Origin of the sequence: Rhodovarius sp., assembly GCF_040399605.1 — a bacterium.
In the GTDB taxonomy this organism is placed as follows: Bacteria; Pseudomonadota; Alphaproteobacteria; order Acetobacterales; family Acetobacteraceae; genus Rhodovarius; species Rhodovarius crocodyli_A.
Genome location: NZ_JBBARU010000022.1, coordinates 20,942 through 42,504 on the forward strand (window position 1 = coordinate 20,942; position 21,563 = coordinate 42,504).

A 21,563-nucleotide genomic window follows, 5' to 3' on the forward strand; every position below is an offset into this window, starting at 1 on the left:
TTCAGCCCCGCCGGCGCAGCACCAGCGTGGTCCAGGGCCCCACATCAATCCGCCGCTCCAGCACCATCCCCTGCCGCCGATGCGCCGCCAGCACCATCCGCGCCTGGGTTCCGAGCAGCCCGGCCAAAATCGCCGTCCCCCCCGGTGCCAGCGCGCCCGCCATATCCCGCGCCATGGCGCAAAGCGGCCGGGCGAGAATATTGGCAAAGACCAGATCATAAGGCCCATCGGTCTTCACCCGATGATGCCGCCAGCCATCCGCCAGCCGCGCGCTCAGCAGGTTCCGCAAGCCGTTCATCACCCCATTCTGCGCCGCAATCCGCACCGACCATGGTTCGATATCGGTCGCCAGCACCGGCCGATGCAGCCATTTCGCCGCCGCCATGGCCAAAATGGCCGAGCCACAGCCCAAATCCAAAATCCGCCGCGGCCTTCGATGGGCCATGCCCTCAAACGCCATCAGGCAACCCCGGGTGGAGTTATGCTCGCCACTGCCAAAAGCCAGCCCGGCATCCAGCACCAGCACATGGCGCTCATAATCCCGCCGATTGGCCACATGGGTGGGGCGAATAAGAAACCGCCCGCCAATCGGCTGCTCGGGAAAGCTCTGCACCGTGCGCGCCAGCCAGCCCTCGGCCTCCACCGGCGCATGCTCCGCCACCGCCTCATGGCCCGACACCAGCGCCGCCAGCGCGAGCGCCGCCGTCAGCGCCCCCTGATCAGCCGATTGCGGCCGCACCGCCTCCAGCCGCCAGGTCTCACCCGGCTCCTCGCGGAAATAGCCCACTGAAGTCGCCACCGATTGCAGCGCCGCCTCATAGACGGGCACCGCCTCATCCGGCAGGCCGCTCAGGGTGATGGTCTCCAGGATTTCGGCCCGACGCTTCACGATTTTGCTTCCACAAACCGGTCCAACACCTTCTTCAACCCCGCCTTCTCAAAGGAAATTTCCAGCTTCTCACCCTCCACGCCAATAATCCGCCCATAGCCGAATTTCTGGTGGAACACCCGCCCCCCCAGCGCGAAGCCCCCCGGCTTGGCCGGCCGCGCCTGCACCTCCCAGGCGCCGGTATCGATCACCTTCGGCCGGGTGGAAATCGGAAAGGCACCACCAAAAGCCGGCGCCGCCCGCGCGGCGCCGGCACTGCCCTCGCGCGTCACAAACTCCGCCGGCAATTCATCGAGAAACCGCGAGGGGATGGAACTGGTCCAACTGCCATAAATCTGCCGATTGGCGGCATGGCTGATGATCGCATGTTTGCGCGCCCGGGTGATGCCGACATAGGCCAGCCGCCGCTCCTCCTCCAAGCCCTTGCCGCCGGCATCATCCAGCGCGCGCTGATGCGGAAACAGCCCCTCCTCCCAACCCGGCAGGAAGACCATGTCGAATTCCAGCCCCTTGGCCGCATGCAGCGTCATCAGCGAGAGCCTCTCACCCGCCGCATTCTCATCATTCTCCATCACCAGGGCGACATGTTCCAAAAACCCCTGCAGCGACGGGTAATCACCCATCGCCCGCAGCAATTCCTTCAGATTGTCCAACCGCCCCGGCGCCTCGGGCGAGCGGTCCTGCTTCCACATCTCGGTATAGCCGCTCTCATCGAGCATGGTGGCGGCCACCACCACATGCCCCTCGCCATCCAACCCGGCGCGCCAGCGGGAAAACCCCTCCATCAATTCGCGCAAGGCCGCTCTCGGGCGCGGGCGCAGCCCATCCGTCTCGCAGAGCAGGCTGGCCGCCACGCTCATCGGCACCCGCTTCTCCCGCGCCATGGCCTGCATGTCGCGAATCGCCGTATCCCCCAGGCCGCGCTTGGGCTGATTGACGATGCGCTCAAAGGCCAGGTCATCCGCCGGCTGGGCGATGATGCGCAAATACGCCATCGCATCGCGGATTTCCGCCCGCTCATAGAATTTCGCCCCCCCCACCACGCGATAGGGCAGGCCGAGCGTGATCAGGCGCTCCTCAAAAGCCCGGGTCTGAAACCCGGCGCGGACCAGAATCGCCACCTCGGAGAGATTCTGCCCGGCACGCCGCGCCGCCTCAATCCGCTCGCCCACCGCGCGCGCCTCCTCCTGGCTGTCCCACAGCGAGAGCACCCGCACCGTCTCACCGGCAGCATCGCTGCGCCCAGCGCGCAGCGTCTTGCCCAGCCTTCCCTCATTATGCGCGATCAACCCGGCGGCCGCCCCCAGAATCGGCACGGTGGAGCGGTAATTGCTCTCCAGCCGCACCGTCTTCGCCCCCGGAAAATCCCGCTCAAACCGCAGGATGTTCTCAATCTCCGCCCCCCGCCAGGAATAGATCGACTGATCATCATCCCCCACGCAGCAAATATTTTTCGAGGATTGCGCCAGCAACCGCAGCCATAAATACTGCACGGTATTGGTGTCCTGATACTCGTCCACCAAAATATACCGAAACAGCCGATGATATTGCGCCAAAATTTGCTCGTCAGTGCGGAGAATTTCCGTCACCAACAGCAGCAAATCGCCAAAATCCACGGCGTTGAGCTGACGCAAGCGCGCCTGATAATTGGCATAAAACTCCATCGCCCGATTATTGGCGAAATCAGTGTCCTCCGCCGGGGTCACCCGTTCGGGCGTCAGGCCGCGATCCTTCCAGCGCTGGATGATCGCCATCAAATTGTTCAGCGGCCAGCGCTTGGTATCCAGCCCCCCCGCCTCGCACACCTGCTTCAACAACCGATTCTGGTCATCGGTGTCCAGAATGGTGAAATCCGAGCGCAGCCCCGCCGCCTCGGCGTGCCGGCGCAACATCCGCGCACACAACGCGTGAAACGTCCCCAGCCACAGCCCCTCAGCCGGCTGGCCCAGAATCGCACTCACCCGCTCGCGCATCTCGCGCGCCGCCTTATTGGTGAAGGTCACCGCCAGCACCTGCCAGGGCTGGGCGCGGCCGGTCATCAGAATATGGGCGAAGCGGGTGGTCAGCACCCGCGTCTTGCCGGTGCCAGCCCCGGCCAGGACCAGCAGGGGCCCATCCACCGCCTCCACAGCCTCGCGCTGCTCGGGGTTGAGACGGGAGAGATATTCGGGGGGGAGAGGTGCGGAGATCACACCCCAGTCTATAGTCCACCCACAAAAGGGAACAAAGCTTGCACGCCATCCGTCCATTTCTGGAGGCCTGCGCCCGGCAGGGGGCGCGCATTCTGGCCATCAGCATTTTCATCGGCCTGGCCGTGCCGCCGCTGGCCGGGCTGTTCCGCGATGTGGTGACCATCACGGTGGCCGGCCTGATGACGTTGGTGCTGCTGCGGGTGGATTTCTCCCAGGTGCTGGCCTGGCTGCGCCGGCCATTGCTGATCGCCGCCCTGCTGGCCTGGCTGCTGCTGGGCTGCCCCATCCTGGCCTATGCCGCAGCCTCCTTCCTGCCGATCAGCCCGGGCTTCGCCGCGGGCCTCGTGGTGCTGGCCACCGGCTGCGCCGCCACCTCCAGCCCCGCCTTCGCCCGGCTGGTGGGGTTGGATGGCGATGTCGCCTTCGTGGTCTCCATCCTCTCCACCTTCCTCGTGCCCTTCACCGCGCCACCCATGGCGCTGGGGCTGATGAATATCGACCTCGCCCTCAGCCTGGGCGGGCTGATGACGCGCCTCGCCCTGCTGGTGGGGCTGCCCATGGCGCTGTCACTGGTGCTGCGGCGGATCATCCCAGCCCCCGCCCTGGCGCGCGAAGCCCGGGCGATTGATGGCATGGTGGTGCTGCTCGTCGCCGCCTATGGCGTGGGGGTAATGGATGGCGTGCTGGCGCTGTTCATGGCCTCGCCGCTGCATGTGCTGAGCGGCGTGGCCCTGGCCTTCGGCGGCTGCCTCGGGCTCAACCTCGCCACCGCACTGGCATTTTCCGCCGCCGGCCCACGGCTGTCGCTGGCCGCCGGCCTGCTCTCCGGCAATCGCAACATGGCGCTCTACCTCGCCGTTCTGCCGCAGGAGACGGCACCGGATATCCTGCTCTTCCTCACCCTCTGCCAATTCCCGCTCTTTCTCTCCCCCTTCCTGCTGGGCCCGGTGTATCGGCGGCTGCGCCGTGGCTGATTTTTCCCATGAAACCGCCGCCGGCGGCCGGGTGGCAGGGGTGGATGAGGCCGGGCGCGGCCCCCTGGCCGGCCCCGTCATGGCCGCCGCCGTGGTCTTCCCCCAGGGCGTGCCCGCGCCCCTGGCCGCCCTGCTCGATGACAGCAAAGCGCTCTCCCCCCGACAACGCGAGCAGGCCTTCGCCGCCCTGGTTGCGGCACGGGCTTCCGGCATCGCCGAATATGCCGTGGCCGCCGCCTCGGCCCGCGAGATCGGCCGGCTGAATATTCTGGGCGCCACCCACCTCGCCATGCGCCGCGCCATACTGCGCCTGCCATCGCCGCCCGATCTGGCGCTGATCGACGGCAACCGCCCCCCCGCCCAGGCCCCCTGCGCCACGGCCTGCCTGGAGGGCGGCGATGGCCTTTCACTCTCCATCGCCGCCGCCTCCATCCTGGCCAAGGTGCTGCGCGACAGGGCGATGACACGGCTGGATGCGCGCTGGCCCGGCTATGGCTTCGCCCGCCATATGGGCTACCCCACGGCGGCGCATCGCGCAGCCCTGGCCCAACTCGGCCCCAGCCCGCATCACCGCCGCGGCTTCGCCCCGGTCGATGCCGCCTGGCAGGCCCTGGCCGGGCACGCGCCATGATCGCCGCCCTGCAATCCTGCCTGCATGACCTCTCGGCCCTCGGCCCGGGCGGCGTTCTGGCCCTGGTCTCGGCGCTGTTCCTGGCCGGGCTGGCCGGCGGCGCCACGCATTGCGCGGCCATGTGCGCCCCCTTCGTGCTGGCGCAGCTGCGCCCCGATAATGCCGGCGGCGCCATGCTGCAAAGGCTGAGCGGCGCGGCGCTGCTGCCCTATCACGCCGGCCGCATGCTGGGTTACGCCACCCTGGGCGCCCTGGCCGGGGCAGGGGCCGGGCTGTTCAGCCAGATCACCGGCTTGCGCTGGCTGCTGGCGCTGCTGCTGGCGGCCGCAGCCCTGCTGATGGCCGCACAGGCGGCGGAAAGACTGGGTTTGGCGCGGCTGCACTTGCCGGCCCTTGCCCTGCCGGCAGCACTCAAAACCCCGCTGCACCGCCTGCTGACAAAACCCGGCGGCAGAAGCGGCTTCGCGCTGGGGGTGCTGCTCTCCGCCCTGCCCTGCGGCCTGCTTTACGCCGCGCTGGCGGCCGCCGCCGCCTCAGGCTCGGCCCTGGGCGGCGCCTTGGGCATGGCGGGTTTCGTGGCAGGCACCATCCCCGGGCTGGTGGGCGTGGCGCTGCTGGGCAAACTCTTCGCCCGCGCCGGCGGCCCCACCCTGCGGCGCTGGGGTGCGGCACTCTTCGCGCTCAACGCGCTCGTGCTGGGCGCGATGGCCGCCCGAATGGTCAGTTGACCTCCACCAGATCGCGATAGGCATGCCAACTGGCATGGCCAATCAACGGCATGGCAACAACCAGCCCCAAAAAGAACGGCACCAACGCCAGCCCGGTGAACAGCACAATCAACCCGGCCCAAAGCGCCATGGCGCGCGGATTTTCCCGCACCGCCCGCAGCGAAACACTCACCGCCTCCAGCACGCTCACATCACGGTCCACCAACATGGGAATGGAAATGACCGAGACCGCAAAACTCCCCGCCGCCAGCAGCGCACCAAAGCCGGTGCCCATGATGAAAAACGGCAAAAACGCCTCGGATTGCAGCATCCGCAGCGGCAATTCCGCCAGGCTGGGCGCGAAATTCAGCCCAAAAAACAGCGCAAACAGCAGCCCCGCAATGCGCACCCACACGAGGTTGATCAACAGCAGCACCACGCCCATCAGCGCAATCTGCCCGCCATTGCGATGAAACCCCGCCATGGCCTCGTCCAGCCTGGTGTCCAGCCCCTGCTCCCGCCGCCGACTGACCTCATAAAGCCCCGCCGCCGCCAGCGGCGCCAGCATGAAAAACCCCGCCACCGCCGGCAAAATCGCCCAGGCCAGGCCCAGTTGCAGCATCACCCAAGCCAGGACCCAACCCAACACCGCCAATGCGCCACCATAAACCAGCCCCACACTCTTCTGCGCCATCAAATCCTGCCAACCCAAGGTGAGCCACACCCAAGGCCGGTCCGTCGCCACCTGACGCAGGCGGATGCGCGCTCTGGTCTGGGCCGGGTTGGTGCTGTCTGAGGGCATCGGCGGTCTCCGCATAGGAATGTGAGAATACAGCCCACGCGCCGGGTTGAATTTGACCTGTGTCAAAGACGCGCCCGCGCGGATGCCTTTCCATGCATGTCAGTATTGGAGGGCCTGGAATGCCGGCGCGCAGCGAGATCGATTATGTGGAGGCCCCCATTCGCGCCTTCGCCATCGCCACCATCTTCTGGGGCGTGGTGGGCTTCCTGATGGGGGTGATCATCGCCTCGCAACTCGCCTGGCCGCTGCTCAATCTCGACCTGGAATGGACGAGCTTCGGCCGCCTACGCCCGGTGCACACCTCGGCGGTGATCTTCGCCTTTGGCGGCAATGCGCTGCTCGGCACCTCGCTCTACATCGTGCAGCGCACCTGCCGGGCCCGGCTCTTCGGCGGCAATAACATGGGCTGGTTCCTCTTCTTCGGCTACCAGTTCTTCATCATCACCGCGGCACTCGGCTATGTGCTGGGCGTCACCCAGGGCAAGGAATATGCCGAGCCCGAATGGTATGTGGACCTCTGGCTCACCCTGGTCTGGGTGCTCTATCTGGCTGCCTTCGCCGGCACGCTGATCAAGCGCGAGGAGCCACATATCTATGTGGCCAACTGGTTCTTCTTAGCCTTCATCATCACGGTGGCCATGCTGCACATCGTGAACAACCTCGCCCTGCCGGTGGGCGGGGGCTCCTCGCATTCCTACGGCCTGGCCGCAGGGGTGCAGAACGCCATGATCCAATGGTGGTACGGCCATAACGCGGTCGGCTTCTTCCTCACCGCCGGCTTCCTGGGAATGATGTACTACTTCATCCCCAAACAGGCGAACCGCCCGGTCTATTCCTACCGCCTGTCCATCGTGCATTTCTGGTCACTGATTTTCCTCTACATCTGGGCCGGCCCCCACCACCTCTTCTACACAGCGCTCCCCGACTGGGCGCAGACGCTGGGCATGGTGTTCTCGGTGATGCTCTGGATGCCCAGCTGGGGCGGCATGATCAACGGCATCATGACCCTCTCCGGCGCCTGGGACAAATTGCGCACCGACCCTGGCCTGCGCTTCTCCGTCACCGCCGTGGGCTTTTACGGCATGAGCACCTTCGAGGGGCCGGTGATGTCCATCCGCGCCGTCAATTCGCTCAGCCACTACACCGATTGGACCATCGGCCATGTCCATTCCGGCGCCATGGGCTGGGTGGGCTTCATCACCTTCGGCGCGCTCTACTGGCTCTTCCCGGTGCTGTGGAAAAAGCCCCGGCTCTATTCCGAAAAGCTCGTCGCCTGGCATTTCTGGATCGCGACGCTGGGCATCGTTCTCTACATCACCGCCATGTGGGTGAGCGGCATCATGCAGGGGCTGATGTGGCGCGCCTTCGACGACAACGGCTTCCTGCAATACAGCTTCGTCGAAACCGTCGCCGCCATGCACCCCTATTACGTCATCCGCTGGCTGGGCGGCGTGCTCTACCTCACCGGCGCGCTGATCATGGCCTTCAACCTGTGGAAGACCGTCACCGAGGTGGAAGCCAGCCAGCCCACCACCCTGCCCGCCCACGCCGCCGCCGCAGAATAGGGGCCCCAAAATGTTCAAGAAATTCTCCCACGGCCCCATCGAGCGCAATGTCCTGCTGCTCGGCGTCCTCACCCTCATCACCGTCTCCCTCGGCGGCCTCGCCCAGATCGTCCCCCTCTTCACCATCGAAACCACCATCGAGCGCGTGGCCGGCATCCGCCCCTATACCCCGCTCGAACTCATGGGCCGCGACATCTATGTCCGCGAGGGCTGTTACGCCTGCCACAGCCAAATGATCCGCCCCTTCCGCGACGAGGCCGAGCGCTACGGCCACTACTCCCTCGCCGCCGAAAGCATTTATGACCGCCCTTTCCAATGGGGCAGCAAACGCACGGGGCCAGACCTCGCCCGCGTCGGCGGCCGCTATTCGGATGATTGGCAGGCCGCCCATCTGCGCAGCCCCCGCGCCCTGGTGCCCGATAGCATCATGCCGCCCTACGCCTTCCTCGACCGCCCGCTCAACACCACCCATGTCGCGGCCTCCTTGCGCACGCAACAAAGACTCGGCGTACCCTATGGCGATGAGCACATCACCCAGGCCATGGCCGATCTGCGCACCCAGGCCAACCCCGATGCCGACCCCACCGAATTCAACCGCCGCTACCCCGCCGCCCGCCAAGGCGTCTTCGACGGCAACCCCAGCCAGGTCACCGAAATGGACGCCCTCATCGCCTATCTGCAAATGCTCGGCACCTTGGTGCAGTTCCGCGACGTCACCCCCGAACAACTCCGCCAGCAGTGAGAACCGCCATGAATATCGCGCAATATCAATGGCTTTTCTCCACGTTATGGGTGAGCTGGTTCTTCATTCTCTTCACCGCAATCCTGGTCTGGGTACTGCGCCCCTCGCGCCGCCACACCCTGCAGCAACACGCCCAAATCCCCCTCCGCGACGAGGCTTAAAGCCATGGCCCAGATCGAAAAAGACAGCGTCTCCGGCACCGATACCACCGGCCATGAATGGGATGGCCTGCGCGAACTCAACACGCCCCTGCCACCGTGGTGGCTCTACACTTTCTACGCCTGCATCGCCTTCGCCGCCGTCTGGGTGGTGCTCTACCCGGCACTGCCCATCAGCGGCGCCACCGGCCTGCTCGGCTGGACCGCGCGCGGCGCCTTCCCCGCCCAACAGGCCGCCGATGCCGCCCAACGCGAACCCATGCTGGCCAGGCTACGCAGCACCTCCCCCGCCGCCATCGCCGCCGACCCGCAATTGCGCAGCTACGCCATCGCCGGCGGCCGCATCGCCTTCGCCAATCACTGCGCCGCCTGCCACGGCGCCGGCGGCCAAGGCGCGCAGGGCGGCTACCCCAGCCTCGCCGATGATGACTGGCTCTGGGGCGGCGACCTCGCCGCCATCCACACCACCATCACCCACGGCATCCGCAACCAGGACAGCGACGAAGCCCGCCTCTCCATGATGCCCGTCTTCGGCAACGGCATCCTCACCCCCGCCCAAATCAGCGACGTAACCGAATACGTCCTCGCCCTCAGCGAACGCAGCACCAACCCCGAAGCCACCACCCGCGGCGCCACCCTCTTCACCGAAAACTGCACCGCCTGCCACGGCGATGCCGGCCGCGGCAACCCGGAATTCGGCGCCCCCAACCTCACCGACCGCATCTGGCTGCACGGGGCCGAACGCAGCCAAATCCAAGCCTCCATCACCCGCCCCCGCATGGGCGTGATGCCCGCCTTCAACCAACGCCTGGACCCAGCCGTGGTGAACATGCTGGCAGTGTATGTGCATAGCCTGGGCGGCGGGCGGTGAGCGGTGGTGCAAGCTGCCCGGGGGAGGGCTTTGCCCTCCCCCGATACCCCCACCAACCAGGGGCCAACGGGCCCCTGGTTGGTGGGGTAAAAGCCTGGGTGAGGGAGGGGGGCCAAATGCGCACCGCTCACGACAAGCGCACACCGCCCCCCTCCCTCACCCAGGCTTTCTCATGGGATCCAAGGGCCTCCCGGCCCTTGGTGGGGAGGGGTACGGGGAGGGGCAAAGCCCTTCCCCGGGCAACCAGCACCACATGACCCTCTACGCCACCCACACCAAGGTCCAGCCTCGTGCCGTCCAAGGCCGTGTGCGGCGGGTAAAATGGCTTGTGCTCTGGGTCCTGCTTGCCCTGTATTACATAGTGCCCTGGCTCCGCTGGGACCGTGGCGCTTCCGTGCCCAACCAGGCCGTGCTGGTCGATATCGCCCATGCCAGGTTGTTTTTCTTCTGGGTCGAGTTATGGCCGCAGGAGGTCTATTTCCTCACGGGTGTGCTCATTTTAGGCGCTATAGGCCTGTTTGCCGTCACTTCGCTGTTCGGCCGGGTGTGGTGTGGCTTCACCTGCCCGCAGACGGTCTGGACCGATCTTTTCATGTGGGTCGAGCGGCAGATCGAGGGTGACCGCAATGCCCGCATCAGGCTCGATGCCGAGCCCTGGACCCCACATAAGCGCCGCCTGCGCCTGACCAAACACGCCGCCTGGATTTTTATTGCCATGGCAACCGGTGGCGCCTGGATCATGTATTTCAACGATGCCCCCACCATCTTGCGGCAGATGCTCACGCTGCAGGCCAGTGCCACGGTCTATTTCTTCTTCGGCCTTTTCACCCTCACCACCTATACCCTGGCCGGTTTCGCCCGCGAGCAGGTCTGCACCTATATGTGTCCCTGGCCGCGCTTCCAGGGCGCCATGCTCGATGACCAATCGCTGGTGGTCAGCTACCGCGACTGGCGGGGCGAGCCGCGCGGCAAGTTGAGGGAGGCGGGCCATGGCGATTGCGTCGATTGCGCCGCCTGCCTGCATGTTTGCCCCACCGGCATCGATATCCGCGATGGCCAGCAATTGCAGTGTATTGGCTGCGGCCTTTGTGTTGATGCCTGTGACGATGTGATGCGCCGGCTTGACAGGCCACAGGGCCTGGTAGCCTTCGAAACCCTCGCCAACCTCGCCGCCAGCCAGGCCGCCACAAAGGGCATGGCGGCCAATGCCGCGCGGCAAAACGCCGGCATGGCGGTCCGGCGCATCCCCCGCCTGCTGCGGCCGCGCACGGTGATGTACACCGCCGTGCTCTCGGTGGTCGCAGCCATCATGGTCGCAGGCTTCCTCACCCGCGACACACTCTCGCTCTCCGTGCTGCGTGACCGTGCGCCGCTTTTCGTGCCCCTCTCCGATGGCAGCGTGCGCAACGCCTTCACCATCAAGCTGGTGAACAAGACGCATGAGACAGCGCGCTATACCCTGGTGCTGGAGGGCGCGCCGGGCGTCACCATCCTGGCCCAAGGTGCGGATACCGACCAGCAAGGCCGCCCCGTCCTCACCACCCGCCCCGATGGCATCACCGAATGGCGCGTGCTGGCCACGACACCGGCCAGGGCGCACCTGCCCGCCAACCTGCCCATCTCCTTCCATCTCCACGACCCGCAGGGCCATGATGTGGCCCATGCCCAAAGCGTCCTGCTGGGACCGCCCCCATGACAACACAGCCCTTCGACCCCCGGCGCAGCCGATGGATCCCCGGCGTCTTCATCGCCCTGATGCTATTGGTTGTGGTGGTGAATGGCACCATGGCCTGGCTGGCGCTGCGCAGTTTTACCGGCGTGACCACACCGCGCGCCTATGATCGTGGCCGCACATACAACGATGTTCTGGCCGAGGCGGCGCGGCAGGATGCGCTGGGCTGGCGGGCCGAGGTGAGCCTCGCCGATGCCACGCTGCGCCTGCATGTCACCGATGCCGCCGGCAACCCGGTCGCCGGCAGCGTCGAGGGCCTTTTGCAACGCCCGCTCACCGCCCAATCCTACCCGCTGGAATTCCGCCCCGTGGCCCCCGGCCGCTGGCAGGCCAATGCCATGCCAGGCCTGCCCGGCCAATGGGAGGCCCGCCTCACCCTGTTCGGCCGCGAAGGCCCCTTCGATATCCGCGCCCGATTGCTGCTGCCATGAACGCCCTCACCCCCCTCACCCCGGCCGCACCCGCACTCTCCCGCCGCCCCTGCCTGCATTGCGCAGCAGCCCTGCCCCCCGGGGCCACCGTCTATTGCTGCTCCGGCTGCGAAGCCGCCCATGCGCTGATAACAGGCCTAGGCCTCGATGCCTTCTACGCCAGGCGCGAGGCCGCCGCCGGCGAGTTGCGCCCAGTGCCCCCGCTCCCCCTCGATTTCATCACCCGGGCACAGCCCCTGCCCGGGGGCGAGCATAGGCTGGAATTGCTGATCTCCGGCCTGAGCTGCGGCGCCTGCGTCTGGCTCATCGAACAGGCGCTGGCCGCCGAGCCAGACATCCTGGCCGCCCGGGTCAGCCTCACCACCCGCCGCCTCACCCTGCGCTGGCGCGGGCCGGCCGCGCGCGGCAACGCGTTGGTGGCCGTGCTGGCCCGCCTGGGCTTCCGCACCGCCCCCTGGTCCCCCGCCTGCCTGCGCGCCGCCGATGATGCCGAGGGCCGGGCGCTGCTCCGCGCCCTCGGCATCGCCGCCTTCGGCTCCATGAACGTGATGCTGGTCTCCGTCGCCGTCTGGGCGGGCGGCGATATGGGCGATGCCACCCGCGCCCTCATGCATGGCCTGGCCATGCTCATCGCCCTGCCGGTGGTGCTGGTGGCGGGCCTTCCCTTCTACCGCTCGGCCTGGGCCGGGCTGCGGGCGGGGCGGCTGAATATGGATATGGCCGTCTCCCTCGGGGTGCTGGCAACCACGGCCATGTCAGTCTCCGAAACCCTGCGCGGCGGCGCCTTCACCTGGTTCGATGGCGCCACCACGCTGCTCGCCTTACTCCTGGCCGGGCGGGTGCTAAACCATGGAGGCCGCCGCCGCGCCCGCCAGGCCAGCGCCCAGCTTCTGGCATTGCAACAAGGCAGCGCCACCCGCCTCAACCCCGATGGCAGCACCCAGACCCTGCCCCTGGAAGCCATTCTGCCCGGCCACCGCATCCTGGTCGCCGCCGGCGAGGCACTGCATCTCGACGCCGTGCTGGAAGACGCCACCGCCCTGCTCGACACCGCCGCCATCACCGGCGAGAGCCTCCCCCGCCCTTACAGACAGGGCGATACGCTCCCGGCCGGCGCCACCAATATGGGCGCGCCCTTCGTGGCACAGGTCAGCGCTACCCTCGCCGAAGGCTCCCTGGCGGCCATGGCCCGCCTCCTTGAACAGGCCGAACAATCCCGCAGCCGCATCACAACCCTGGCCGATCGCGCCGCCGCCATCTACATCCCCGCCGCCCATGCCATTGCAGTGGCCACTTTCCTCGGATGGTGGCTGCTGGGCGGTGAAACCTGGCAGGCCGCCCTGGTGCCAGCCGTGGCAGCCCTCATCATCACCTGCCCCTGCGGCCTGGCCATCGCCGTACCGGCGGTGCAGGTGGTGGCCGCCGGCGCGCTGTTCCGCCAGGGCGTGCTGCTCGCCCGCCCCGATGCGCTGGAGCGCCTGGCCAGCGCCGACCACGTGGTGCTGGACAAAACCGGCACCCTCACCCAAGGCCGCCCCACCCTACTCCCCGACCCCCACCCCGAGACCGCACTCCGCCAAGCCGCCGGCCTCGCCGCCGCCAGCCGCCACCCCCTGGCCCGCGCCCTGCACCGCGCCTGCCCCGATGCAACCCTGGCCGATGGCGTGCGCGAATTCCCCGGCCAAGGCCTCCAGGCCCCAGGCATGCGCCTGGGCAGCGCCCAATTCCTCGGCCTGGACCAGCAAGATGACGGCATGGCGCTATGGTTCACCGCCCCCGGCCAGCCCCCCCTGTGTTTCCGCTTCACCGATGCGCTGCGCGCCGATGCCCCCGCCGCCATCGCCGCCCTGCAGGCCCAGGGCCTCAGCCTGGAAATCCTCTCCGGCGACGCCCCCCCGGCAGTCGCCGCGGTCGCTGCCACCCTGGGCCTCGAACACTTCACCGGCGGCGTAACACCGCAAGGCAAGGCCACCCGGCTGCAATGCCTGACCGCCACCGGCCACCACCCCCTGATGATCGGCGATGGCAGCAATGACGCCGCCGCCCTCGCCATGGCGCATGTCTCGACCTGCCCCGCCGGCAGCACGGAGTTGGCGCAATCCGCCGCCGATATCCTGCTCACCGCCGAGGGCCTCGCCCCCATCCCCGCCGCCATCGCCACCGCCCGCCGCGCCCAACGCATCGCCCGGCAGAATATCGCCCTCTCGCTCGCCTATAACGCCCTGGCCGTGCCGCTCGCGGTGGCGGGTCTGGTCACGCCGCTGCTGGCCGCCGCCGTCATGGCCTCCTCCTCGCTCATCGTCATCCTCAATGCGCTGCGCGCCGGGAGGCGGACATGGACGCGCTGATCCTGCTCATCCCCATCGCCCTCTTCCTCGGCCTGCTGGGGCTGGCCGGCTTTCTCTGGGCCCTGCGCGCCGGCCAATATGACGATCTGGACGGTGCGGCCGCGCGCATTCTCTTCGACGACACCCCACCCCGAAAGGACCCCTGACCCATGCCCGCATCGCGCGTGTTCTTTTTCGGCCTCAGCCTGCTCATCGGCGTGATCGGCCTGCTCGCCGCTGCCTGGGCGGAGGATTACCTGCACGGCTTCGGCCTGGCCCTGCTCGGCTTCGCCCTCTTCTTCGCCGGCCACACCGTCAAACGCCACTTCGACGAGCAGGAGGGCCACTGACCCCATGCCGTTCACCCGCCACCTTCACATTCACGGCATGCAACTTGAGGAAGGCCATCGGCGTTCGCTACCCTGCCTAGATCATTGAGGAGGGGCGCCAGTGAATCCACTCGACAGCCTGTCAGGCCAAAAAACCGCCCAAAACCCCGCCGCCCCCTGCGCGCGCTGCGGCAGCCGCATAGCCGGCATCTGCGCCGCGCTGGACATTGCCGGCCTCGACGAGATCGCCCATGACGCCCGCCGCAGCCCGGTGCAGGCGCGCGAAACCCTGTTCCGTGAGGGGGACCCTACCAGCGCCGTCATCATGCTGGTCAGCGGCATGGCCAAGCTGTCACGGCTCATGGCCGATGGCAGGCAGCAGGTGCTGGGTTTTCGCTTCGCCGGCGATATCATGGGCTTCACCCATGGCCATTCCCATTCCGCCGATGCCGAGATGCTGACCGATGGCCTGGTCTGCCGCATGACCCGCACGCAACTCGACGCCATGCTCGTGCGCTTCCCCGCCGCCCAGCGCCGACTGATGGAGCTCTGCGTGCAGGAATTGGCCCTCACCCAGGACCAATTGGTGACAGTCGGCCGCCGCCATGCCGAACAGCGCGTCGCCGCCTTCCTGATCTCCCTCTCCGTCGCCGCCCGCCGCCGCGCCGAATTCTCCCAGCAACTCGATATGCCCATGACCCGCGCCGAAATTGGTGACCTTCTGGGCCTGGCGCTGGAGACGGTAAGCCGCGCCTTCACCGCCCTGCGCAAGCGCGGCCTGGTGATCGAGCACCCCGGCCATCGGGTGGAATTGCCCGATCTGGAAGCCCTGGCCCTGGTGGCGGATGGGGTTTAGCAGCCTTTTGTTTTTCGAGCATCTTTATCCGTTCAAACGATCCCGTTTGAACGGGTGATGGTCCAGATCCGTTTCACCGCAAGCGAAGACGGCGAGACGGCTCTAGCCTTTGTTTTACCGCATTTTTCGAGAGGCCTTGCGAAGCCGCAAGGCTGGAAAATGCCCTAACCGCCCAAAAACGCCATCACCACCGCCACCGACTCCTCTGTCGCCTCCTCCATCGGCACATGCGCCACCCCCGGCAGCAGCACCAGCCGCGCATCGGGAATCTCACGCAGATAATCCCGCGCATTGCTCGGCGGGATCATCCTGTCCTGATCGCCCCAGAGCAGCAGCGTGGGCGCCTGAATGCGGCCCAGCAATGGCTCAGGCGGCTGCAGCATATGGCCACCCGTGCGGTCCACAATCGCCTGCCGCACCCCCGGCGCCAGCATCATCGCCCGGTAGCGCTGAAAAACCTCCTCCGGGATGCGCTCCGGCTGGGCATAGGCCGGCGTAATCGAGGGGCGCAGCATGGCATCGGGCAGCACATAGGGCAGCGCGCGCAGCATCAGCGGCACCTTCCCCGCCTGGCCATATTCTATCCCGGGGCTGGCAAAACCATCCGGCGCCAGCAGCACAAGCCGATCCGTCCGCTCCGGATGGGCGGCGGCAAAGCTCCAGGCGATGCGCCCCCCCATGGAACTGCCCAGCAGCGTCGCCCGGCGGAGCCCCAGCCGGTCCATCAGCGCCATCACAATTCCATGCGCCCGGGCATCGGAATAATCCGCCGCCGGGTCTGCGCCGGTCAGGCCAAAGCCCGGCAGGTCAAAGCGGATCATCCGATAGCGCGCCTCCAGCGCCGGAGCCCAACCCTCCCAGGCATGCAGAGAGCTGGCAAAACCATGCAGCAGGATGATCGCCGGCGCATCGCGCGGCCCGGTATCGCGCATGTGCAAGCGAATGCCCGCCACCTCAACAAATTGCGAGGGCGCGGGCGCCCAGCGCCGTTCCAAGGCCGCACGATCCTCATCGGGCACATAAAGCCACCAACCGGCAGCCAGCAGGGCAAGCAGCAGGAGAAGCAGGATCAACCAGAAGATGCGCATACCATCTTAATCGGCAGCTTCACCGCCCCTGTCCACTCAGCGCCCGAGATCAAACCGGGTCTTCTCCGCCAGCGTCGCGCCGAACCAGGCGTCAATCCCGGCCGCCAGATGCCCCATCGGCTGGGCCATGCCATCGGCGCCCAACACCATCGGCACATCATGGCCGGGCATCAGCACGCAACCCGGCCGCGCCGCCCATTCCGCCTTGAGCCGGGCGATGGAGGCCGCCGATTGCGCCGCATCGAGCGTCATATCCGTCTCGCCCGTGGTCAGCTCCACCCGGTTTTTCGCGCAATCCGAGGCAAAAATGGTGGCAGTCGCGCCATCCAGCGCAAAAGCCACATGATGCGGCGTATGCCCAGGGGTGGGGAAGGAATGAATGCCGGGCAACACGCTATCCCCCGCGGCAAAACGCCGCAGCCGCGCACAGGCCGCCATGGGGTGCACCGCCTCAGGCACGGACAAATGCCCCGGCGGCAGCGACAGCGCCCAATCCAGCTCCTGCGTCTCGGCATAAATCGTCGCCCGGGGAAACAGCGTCCAATTGATGCAATGATCATGATGCAGATGGGTGAGGAGCAGGTCGGTCACATCCTCCACCCCCAACCCTTCGGCGGCGAGGCCCGCCAAAATATTCCGCCGGGCGGGAAAGCCCCCAGTATCAAGCACCACCACCCGCTGCCCATCCCGGGCCAGGCCAATGGTGGACCAGCCAAGGCCGCCATGATGGGTGGTTTTGCCGGGATAGCCGAGCTGCAGGGTTTTGACGGTCCACATGGGATAATGCCTTGGGTTGCTGACACCAATTCCACCCGCAATTGCCGGCCGAGGATAGAGGCGGCGCGCTGCTGGCGGCGCTGGCGGCCATTCCCCCGTACCTCATCTTGACAAGATCGGAACTAAATCCTAACTCACATACTCGTTGTTTGAAACCCGCATCAGCCCCGCCCCGCACAACCTCTTGTGCGCAGCCCCGCCCAACACCCCACATTTGGTATTTGTCCGAATAGAACATGTTTCGCGCCCCAAGCGCCCCCTCCAACCCCTGGGGCCACTCATCCGCCCAACCACCACCCCTGGTATTTGTCCGCAAACCACCCAAACCGCGCCCATCGTCGCCGCCTTCAAAACCAGCAATTCCGCCCAAGTTAACGGCAATTTTATGCCCATATCCACAATCTGCACAAAATTGAGTCTTTCCGCCGCCCACCCCCCATCCAGCAGGCTTCCCCACAGCAAAAGGAGCCCTGCCATAACCCGCCGCGCCCCGCTCCCCCCCCCCTCGCCGCCGCCGCCCTGCCCTGGGATATCACCCAGGCCCAGGCGCAATCCCCCGCCACCACGCTGCGCGTCGGCATGACAGCCGCCGCCGTCCCCCTCTCCAACGGCGTCCCCGACCAGGGCGCCGAGGGCCACCGCTTCATGGGCATCCCCCTCTATGACCCATTGGCCATGTGGGACCTCACCAAATTCGACACCCCGGTGGATATCCGCCCCGGCCTCGCCACCGCCTGGCGGGTGGACCCCAACAATGACAAGCGCTGGATCATCACCATCCGCCAGGGCGTGAAATTCCATGACGGCAAAACCCTCACCGCCGAGGATGTCGTCTTCTCCTATGACCGCGCCCTGAAAAACGACGCCCCGCATTACGACCCCCGCGCCGCCGCCCAGGCCCGCATCCGCATGCCCACCATCACCGCCTGGAGCGCCGAGGGCCCCAACACCCTCATCATCGAAACCCGCATCGACGCCACCTTCGAACCTGCGGCGCAAACCAGGCTGCTGGGCCAATTGCACAGCAAGGTGGTCGATGACGCGCTCTTCCTCTTCGTGGCGCATGACCTGAACCCCCGCGCGATGAGCCGGCGCGTGCAGGGCTTCGTCCAGGCGCAAAGCTGGTTCCAGGACCTTAATCCGATCCGCCTGCAATAAATCCCCCGCCGGGCCCGCCGCTAACTTTTTGTTCGTTGTCAGCGGCCATACTCCAAAGCCCGGGCAGCCAGGCCCGCCGCAGGAGAATGGCTGATGGCGTGTGCAAGCCCTTTGCCGGGCCAGGAGCCGGGACCTTCACACGCCCCTGCTGCGCGCGCGTGACGATCGCCGCCCGCGCCACAACCAGGCCCGTCCCCGCCGCACAAGGCCGCCGCCTGCGGCGGCTGCGCATCGCAGCCGCCCTGCTCATCGCCGGCCTTGGCCATGCTCTGCAGCCGGCCAGCGCCGCCGCCCCGCCTGGAGGGGCGAGCCTCATCCGCAGCATAGGCGCCGATGATAGCGGGCACTGGCCCACCTCTCCCGCCCTTGGCGAGATCGAGGCCGGCTTGCGGCGCCACCTCACGGCCGAAATTCTGTTGCTCTTCGCACTCGGCTTTGTTGTCCTGCTGCTGGGCAGTGCCGCGCTGATGCTGCGCCTCAGCCTCGCCGGCCGGCAGGCCCGCCGCGCACTCGCCCAGGCCCGCACCGCCCATGCCACGCTTCGCGCCCTGATGGATAATCTGCCCAGCCTGATCGCCACCTTCGATACTGAGCTGCGCCTGGTCTATGCCAACCGGGCCGCGCAGGATTTCTTCGGCCTCGATGAACAGGCGCTGATCGGCCAGCACGCGCGCAACCCCAGCCTGCCGGAGGAGTTGGAGGCCGAGCTGCGCGCGGTGCGTGACAGCCACGCCCCGTCGCGCACCCTGGAGCAGCGGCGGACCGACAGCGCCGGCCAGGAACATCACCTGCTGGTCAGCACCATCCCGCTCTTCGATGCCACGGGGGCGCTGCACCAGATTCTGCGCACCGGTGTGGACGTCACTCAATCCCGCCAGGCGGAGGAGCAGATCCGCCATCTGATCGAGCATGACCCGCTGACCGAATTGCCCAACCGCCTGCGCTTCAAATCCGAACTCTCGGACATGCTGTCCCACGCCCCATCGCCCGGCCTCGCCCTGCATGTGATCGATCTGGATGGCTTCCGCTCAGTCAATGACACCCATGGCCAGGCGATGGGGGATATGCTTTTGCAGGCGGTGGTGCGCCGCCTCGCCGGGCTGGTGCGGCCGGGTGACATGCTGGCGCGGCTGGGCGGCGATGAATTCGCGCTGCTGCAACGCATCCGTGGTGAGGGTGAGGCCATGGCCCTGGCGGGCCGCATCACCCAGGCGCTCGCCCAGCCCTATCAGCTCGGCCCTGCCATGATCCGCTGCAGCGCCAGCCTTGGCGTCAGCGCCCTAGTCAGTGGGCAGGCAAGTGCCGAGGCCATGCTCGCCCGCGCCGATCTGGCATTGGCCAATGCGCGGCGCATGGGCATGGGCCATTTCAAGGCCTATCGCGAGGAGATGGAGGGCGAGGCGCTGCTGCGCCGGCAATTGCAGGCGGAGTTGATGGCGGCGCTCTCCTCCGGCGCGCTGCATCTCGACTACCAGCCCAAATTCTCGCTGCGCGATGGCCGGATGGAGGGGGTGGAGGCGCTGCTGCGCTGGAACCACCCCCAACGCGGCCCCGTCAGCCCCAGCGAATTCGTCCCGCTGGCAGAGGAGGCTGGTCTGGCACTGCCCCTCGCCCGCTATGTGCTGGACCAGGCCGCGGCCCAGGCCATGCAATGGCGCGGCATGGGGCTAGAACTGCCCGTGGCGGTGAACCTCTCGGGCGAGTTGATTGGCATGACCGAGGCGCTGGCGATGGTCGAGCAGGTGCTGGCGAGCACGGCGATCCCCGCCCGCCTGCTGGAGATCGAGGTGACGGAAAGCACCTTCATCGGCGATGGCGAGGCGGCGCGGAGCATGTTGCTGGGCCTGCGCCGGCTCGGCATCACCGTGGCCTTGGATGATTTCGGCACCGGTTTTTCCTCGCTGGCCTATCTGCAGGCCCTGCCCATCGATGTGCTGAAGGTGGATCGCCGCTTCGTCCAGGGGCTGGAGGGCGGCGGGGCGAGTGCGCGAATCGTCGACACCGTGGTGCGGCTCGCCCATGGGCTTGGGGTGCGCGTGGTGGCCGAGGGGGTGGAAAGCCAGGCCCAGCTCGAAGCCTTGCGCAAGCTGGGTTGCGATACGGCCCAGGGCTATTTGCTGGCCCGGCCGCAGCCGCCGCAGGCCATTACAAGCCTGCTTTTGGGGATAAGAGCGACCAAAACCCTGGCAATTCCCGCATGAACGGGTTGACACCCAATGGGTCAACCCGTATCCGCCCCCTGCCTTCAGCGGGTATCCGCAGGAGGGGCACGAATGAGCAAGCAGGACGGCTTTGAAAAGCGGCTGAACGAGGCACGCGCCCGACAAGGGCTGGATCGTGCCGAGGGGAGCAGTGCGGGCCTTCCTGGCGGCTCATACGGGGTTGGTTTTCGGGCCGGGGTTGAGGTGTTCTCGGCCCTTCTGGTCGGCGTGGTCGCAGGGCTGCTGCTGGATCGGTGGTTGGGAACCTGGCCTTGGCTCTTCCTGGTGATGTTCGTGATGGGCAGCGCTGCGGGCCTGCTGAACGTGTTTCGGCTGTTCAAACCGCGGGCGTTGAAACGAGACTGATTTTTTGGGGGCATACCCGTGGCGGCCGAAGGCAAATCGATTGACGCGCTGAGCCAGTTTGAACTGGGTACGGCGCTTGGGCCACTGGGTGCCTCGGTGAATTTCACCCAGTCCAACCTCCATATGGTCATTGTGGCGGTGCTGATCTTCGCCCTGATGTCCTATGGCATGCGCGCCCGCGCGCTCGTGCCGGGCCGGCTGCAGTCGCTGGCCGAGGCCTCCTACGAATTCATTATGGGCATGGTGACGGAGCAGATTGGCCATGAGGGCCGCCGCTTCTTCCCCTTCGTCTTCACGCTGTTCATGTTTGTCCTCTTCGGCAACATGCTCGGCTTGTTCCCCTATGCCTTCACCTTCACCAGCCATATTGCAGCGACCTTCGCTCTGGCTGCGATGGTTTTCGTGCTGATCACCGTGGTTGCGCTGATGTTGCACGGCAAGAAATTCTTTGGCTATTTCTTCCCGGAAGGTGCGCCGCTGTGGCTGGCACCGATCATTATTCCGGTCGAGATTGTCTCCTATCTGTCGCGTCCGATCAGCCTCTCCATTCGTCTCTTCGCCAATATGGTGGCGGGGCACGTGATGCTGAAAGTGTTTGCGACCTTCATCGTGATGCTGGCCGGGCTTGGCGCGGTTGGACCTTTCCTCTCCCTGCTGCCGCTGACGATCAATGTCGCGCTGGTGGGCTTCGAAGTGCTGGTGGCGTTCCTGCAGGCTTATGTCTTCGCCATCCTCACCTGCATCTACCTGCATGACGCGGTGCACCT

22 protein-coding genes are annotated in these 21,563 nt (G+C 66.8%); 17 read left to right on the top strand and 5 right to left on the bottom strand.

Annotation, left to right across the window (positions count from 1 at the left end; all coding sequences use genetic code 11):
* Window position 1: 1 nt before the first annotated feature.
* Together ABWP84_RS08215 and ABWP84_RS08220 are read right to left on the bottom strand one after the other, a co-directional pair.
* A complete protein-coding gene (locus tag ABWP84_RS08215; protein ID WP_408904255.1) occupies window positions 2-889 on the bottom strand; it encodes a 50S ribosomal protein L11 methyltransferase in 888 nt (295 codons plus the stop codon).
* A complete protein-coding gene (locus tag ABWP84_RS08220; RefSeq protein ID WP_353211534.1) occupies window positions 886-3,081 on the bottom strand; it encodes a UvrD-helicase domain-containing protein in 2,196 nt (731 codons plus the stop codon). The genes ABWP84_RS08215 and ABWP84_RS08220 overlap by 4 nt, the downstream gene beginning before the upstream one ends.
* A 38-nt stretch (window positions 3,082-3,119) precedes the next feature.
* Here ABWP84_RS08220 and ABWP84_RS08225 point away from each other — a divergent pair, with 38 nt between their 5' ends.
* From ABWP84_RS08225 to ABWP84_RS08235, 3 genes are read left to right on the top strand one after another with little or no spacing between them, the layout of a single operon-like run.
* Complete coding sequence (locus tag ABWP84_RS08225; protein WP_353211535.1) at window positions 3,120-4,055, top strand: hypothetical protein; 936 nt, start codon at window positions 3,120-3,122, stop codon at window positions 4,053-4,055.
* Window positions 4,048-4,686: a ribonuclease HII gene (locus ABWP84_RS08230; RefSeq protein ID WP_353211536.1), complete on the top strand. Its 639-nt coding sequence runs from the start codon at window positions 4,048-4,050 to the stop codon at window positions 4,684-4,686. The genes ABWP84_RS08225 and ABWP84_RS08230 overlap by 8 nt, the downstream gene beginning before the upstream one ends.
* Window positions 4,683-5,414 (top strand): sulfite exporter TauE/SafE family protein, encoded by a 732-nt coding sequence (locus tag ABWP84_RS08235; protein WP_353211537.1) that lies wholly within the window; start codon window positions 4,683-4,685, stop codon window positions 5,412-5,414. The genes ABWP84_RS08230 and ABWP84_RS08235 overlap by 4 nt, the downstream gene beginning before the upstream one ends.
* Here ABWP84_RS08235 and ABWP84_RS08240 read toward each other — a convergent pair.
* Window positions 5,407-6,195, bottom strand: coding sequence for a DUF2189 domain-containing protein (locus tag ABWP84_RS08240; protein ID WP_353211538.1), 789 nt, complete (start codon window positions 6,193-6,195; stop codon window positions 5,407-5,409). The two genes, ABWP84_RS08235 and ABWP84_RS08240, sit on opposite strands and share 8 nt — an antisense overlap.
* A gap of 119 nt (window positions 6,196-6,314) precedes the next feature.
* Between ABWP84_RS08240 and ccoN the strand changes: the two genes are divergently transcribed.
* The 10 genes from ccoN (at window position 6,315) to ABWP84_RS08290 (ending at window position 15,206) form a co-directional block, all read left to right on the top strand.
* Window positions 6,315-7,760 carry a cytochrome-c oxidase, cbb3-type subunit I gene (gene ccoN, locus ABWP84_RS08245; RefSeq protein ID WP_353211539.1) on the top strand — a complete coding sequence of 482 codons (1,446 nt, stop codon included), beginning with the start codon at window positions 6,315-6,317 and terminating at the stop codon, window positions 7,758-7,760.
* Window positions 7,761-7,770: 10 nt separating this feature from the next.
* Window positions 7,771-8,502, top strand: coding sequence for a cytochrome-c oxidase, cbb3-type subunit II (gene ccoO / locus ABWP84_RS08250; protein WP_353211540.1), 732 nt, complete (start codon window positions 7,771-7,773; stop codon window positions 8,500-8,502).
* 8 nt (window positions 8,503-8,510) lie between these two features.
* On the top strand, window positions 8,511-8,663 hold the full coding sequence (locus tag ABWP84_RS08255) for a cbb3-type cytochrome c oxidase subunit 3 (RefSeq protein ID WP_353211541.1): 153 nt from the start codon (window positions 8,511-8,513) through the stop codon (window positions 8,661-8,663).
* A 4-nt stretch (window positions 8,664-8,667) separates the two neighbouring features.
* Window positions 8,668-9,531, top strand: a complete 864-nt coding sequence (gene ccoP / locus ABWP84_RS08260) for a cytochrome-c oxidase, cbb3-type subunit III (RefSeq protein ID WP_353211542.1) — start codon at window positions 8,668-8,670, stop codon at window positions 9,529-9,531.
* Window positions 9,532-9,784: 253 nt separating this feature from the next.
* Window positions 9,785-11,227 carry a cytochrome c oxidase accessory protein CcoG gene (ccoG, locus tag ABWP84_RS08265; RefSeq protein ID WP_353211543.1) on the top strand — a complete coding sequence of 481 codons (1,443 nt, stop codon included), beginning with the start codon at window positions 9,785-9,787 and terminating at the stop codon, window positions 11,225-11,227.
* Window positions 11,224-11,694, top strand: a complete 471-nt coding sequence (locus ABWP84_RS08270) for a FixH family protein (protein WP_353211544.1) — start codon at window positions 11,224-11,226, stop codon at window positions 11,692-11,694. The genes ccoG and ABWP84_RS08270 overlap by 4 nt, the downstream gene beginning before the upstream one ends.
* Window positions 11,691-14,042, top strand: coding sequence for a heavy metal translocating P-type ATPase (locus ABWP84_RS08275; RefSeq protein WP_353211545.1), 2,352 nt, complete (start codon window positions 11,691-11,693; stop codon window positions 14,040-14,042). Before ABWP84_RS08270 ends, ABWP84_RS08275 begins: the two co-directional genes overlap by 4 nt.
* On the top strand, window positions 14,030-14,188 hold the full coding sequence (gene ccoS, locus ABWP84_RS08280) for a cbb3-type cytochrome oxidase assembly protein CcoS (protein WP_353211546.1): 159 nt from the start codon (window positions 14,030-14,032) through the stop codon (window positions 14,186-14,188). The genes ABWP84_RS08275 and ccoS overlap by 13 nt, the downstream gene beginning before the upstream one ends.
* Window positions 14,189-14,191: 3 nt before the next feature.
* Entirely contained in the window at window positions 14,192-14,371 is a 180-nt protein-coding gene (locus ABWP84_RS08285; RefSeq protein ID WP_353211547.1) for a hypothetical protein, read from the top strand.
* A gap of 100 nt (window positions 14,372-14,471) precedes the next feature.
* Complete coding sequence (locus tag ABWP84_RS08290) at window positions 14,472-15,206, top strand: Crp/Fnr family transcriptional regulator (protein ID WP_353211548.1); 735 nt, start codon at window positions 14,472-14,474, stop codon at window positions 15,204-15,206.
* 164 nt (window positions 15,207-15,370) lie between these two features.
* Here the strand turns inward: ABWP84_RS08290 and ABWP84_RS08295 are convergent, their stop codons facing one another.
* Together ABWP84_RS08295 and ABWP84_RS08300 are read right to left on the bottom strand one after the other, a co-directional pair.
* On the bottom strand, window positions 15,371-16,279 hold the full coding sequence (locus ABWP84_RS08295; RefSeq protein ID WP_353211549.1) for an alpha/beta hydrolase: 909 nt from the start codon (window positions 16,277-16,279) through the stop codon (window positions 15,371-15,373).
* A gap of 51 nt (window positions 16,280-16,330) precedes the next feature.
* Window positions 16,331-17,071: an MBL fold metallo-hydrolase gene (locus tag ABWP84_RS08300; RefSeq protein WP_353211550.1), complete on the bottom strand. Its 741-nt coding sequence runs from the start codon at window positions 17,069-17,071 to the stop codon at window positions 16,331-16,333.
* 579 nt (window positions 17,072-17,650) lie between these two features.
* Here ABWP84_RS08300 and ABWP84_RS08305 point away from each other — a divergent pair.
* From ABWP84_RS08305 to ABWP84_RS08320, 4 genes are all read left to right on the top strand, one after another.
* Window positions 17,651-18,229, top strand: coding sequence for an ABC transporter substrate-binding protein (locus ABWP84_RS08305; RefSeq protein ID WP_353211551.1), 579 nt, complete (start codon window positions 17,651-17,653; stop codon window positions 18,227-18,229).
* A gap of 158 nt (window positions 18,230-18,387) precedes the next feature.
* Window positions 18,388-20,430 (top strand): EAL domain-containing protein, encoded by a 2,043-nt coding sequence (locus ABWP84_RS08310; protein WP_353211552.1) that lies wholly within the window; start codon window positions 18,388-18,390, stop codon window positions 20,428-20,430.
* Window positions 20,431-20,502: 72 nt separating this feature from the next.
* Window positions 20,503-20,796 carry an AtpZ/AtpI family protein gene (locus ABWP84_RS08315; protein ID WP_353211553.1) on the top strand — a complete coding sequence of 98 codons (294 nt, stop codon included), beginning with the start codon at window positions 20,503-20,505 and terminating at the stop codon, window positions 20,794-20,796.
* Between the two features lie 18 nt (window positions 20,797-20,814).
* On the top strand, window positions 20,815-21,563 hold a 749-nt coding region (locus ABWP84_RS08320; protein WP_353211554.1), incomplete at its 3' end, for a F0F1 ATP synthase subunit A.

Bases quoted from the DNA above. Each gene is read 5' to 3' on its own strand.
- ABWP84_RS08315 (WP_353211553.1), top strand. From the start codon at position 20,503: ATGAGCAAGCAGGACGGCTTTGAAAAGCGGCTGAACGAGGCACGCGCC.
- ABWP84_RS08285 (WP_353211547.1), top strand. From the start codon at position 14,192: ATGCCCGCATCGCGCGTGTTCTTTTTCGGCCTCAGCCTGCTCATCGGC.
- ABWP84_RS08275 (WP_353211545.1), top strand. From the start codon at position 11,691: ATGAACGCCCTCACCCCCCTCACCCCGGCCGCACCCGCACTCTCCCGC.
- ABWP84_RS08270 (WP_353211544.1), top strand. From the start codon at position 11,224: ATGACAACACAGCCCTTCGACCCCCGGCGCAGCCGATGGATCCCCGGC.
- ABWP84_RS08235 (WP_353211537.1), top strand. From the start codon at position 4,683: ATGATCGCCGCCCTGCAATCCTGCCTGCATGACCTCTCGGCCCTCGGC.
- ccoN (WP_353211539.1), top strand. From the start codon at position 6,315: ATGCCGGCGCGCAGCGAGATCGATTATGTGGAGGCCCCCATTCGCGCC.
- ccoS (WP_353211546.1), top strand. From the start codon at position 14,030: ATGGACGCGCTGATCCTGCTCATCCCCATCGCCCTCTTCCTCGGCCTG.
- ABWP84_RS08255 (WP_353211541.1), top strand. From the start codon at position 8,511: ATGAATATCGCGCAATATCAATGGCTTTTCTCCACGTTATGGGTGAGC.
- ABWP84_RS08240 (WP_353211538.1), bottom strand. From the start codon at position 6,195: ATGCCCTCAGACAGCACCAACCCGGCCCAGACCAGAGCGCGCATCCGC.
- ABWP84_RS08305 (WP_353211551.1), top strand. From the start codon at position 17,651: ATGACAGCCGCCGCCGTCCCCCTCTCCAACGGCGTCCCCGACCAGGGC.
- ccoO (WP_353211540.1), top strand. From the start codon at position 7,771: ATGTTCAAGAAATTCTCCCACGGCCCCATCGAGCGCAATGTCCTGCTG.
- ABWP84_RS08300 (WP_353211550.1), bottom strand. From the start codon at position 17,071: ATGTGGACCGTCAAAACCCTGCAGCTCGGCTATCCCGGCAAAACCACC.
- ccoG (WP_353211543.1), top strand. From the start codon at position 9,785: ATGACCCTCTACGCCACCCACACCAAGGTCCAGCCTCGTGCCGTCCAA.
- ccoP (WP_353211542.1), top strand. From the start codon at position 8,668: ATGGCCCAGATCGAAAAAGACAGCGTCTCCGGCACCGATACCACCGGC.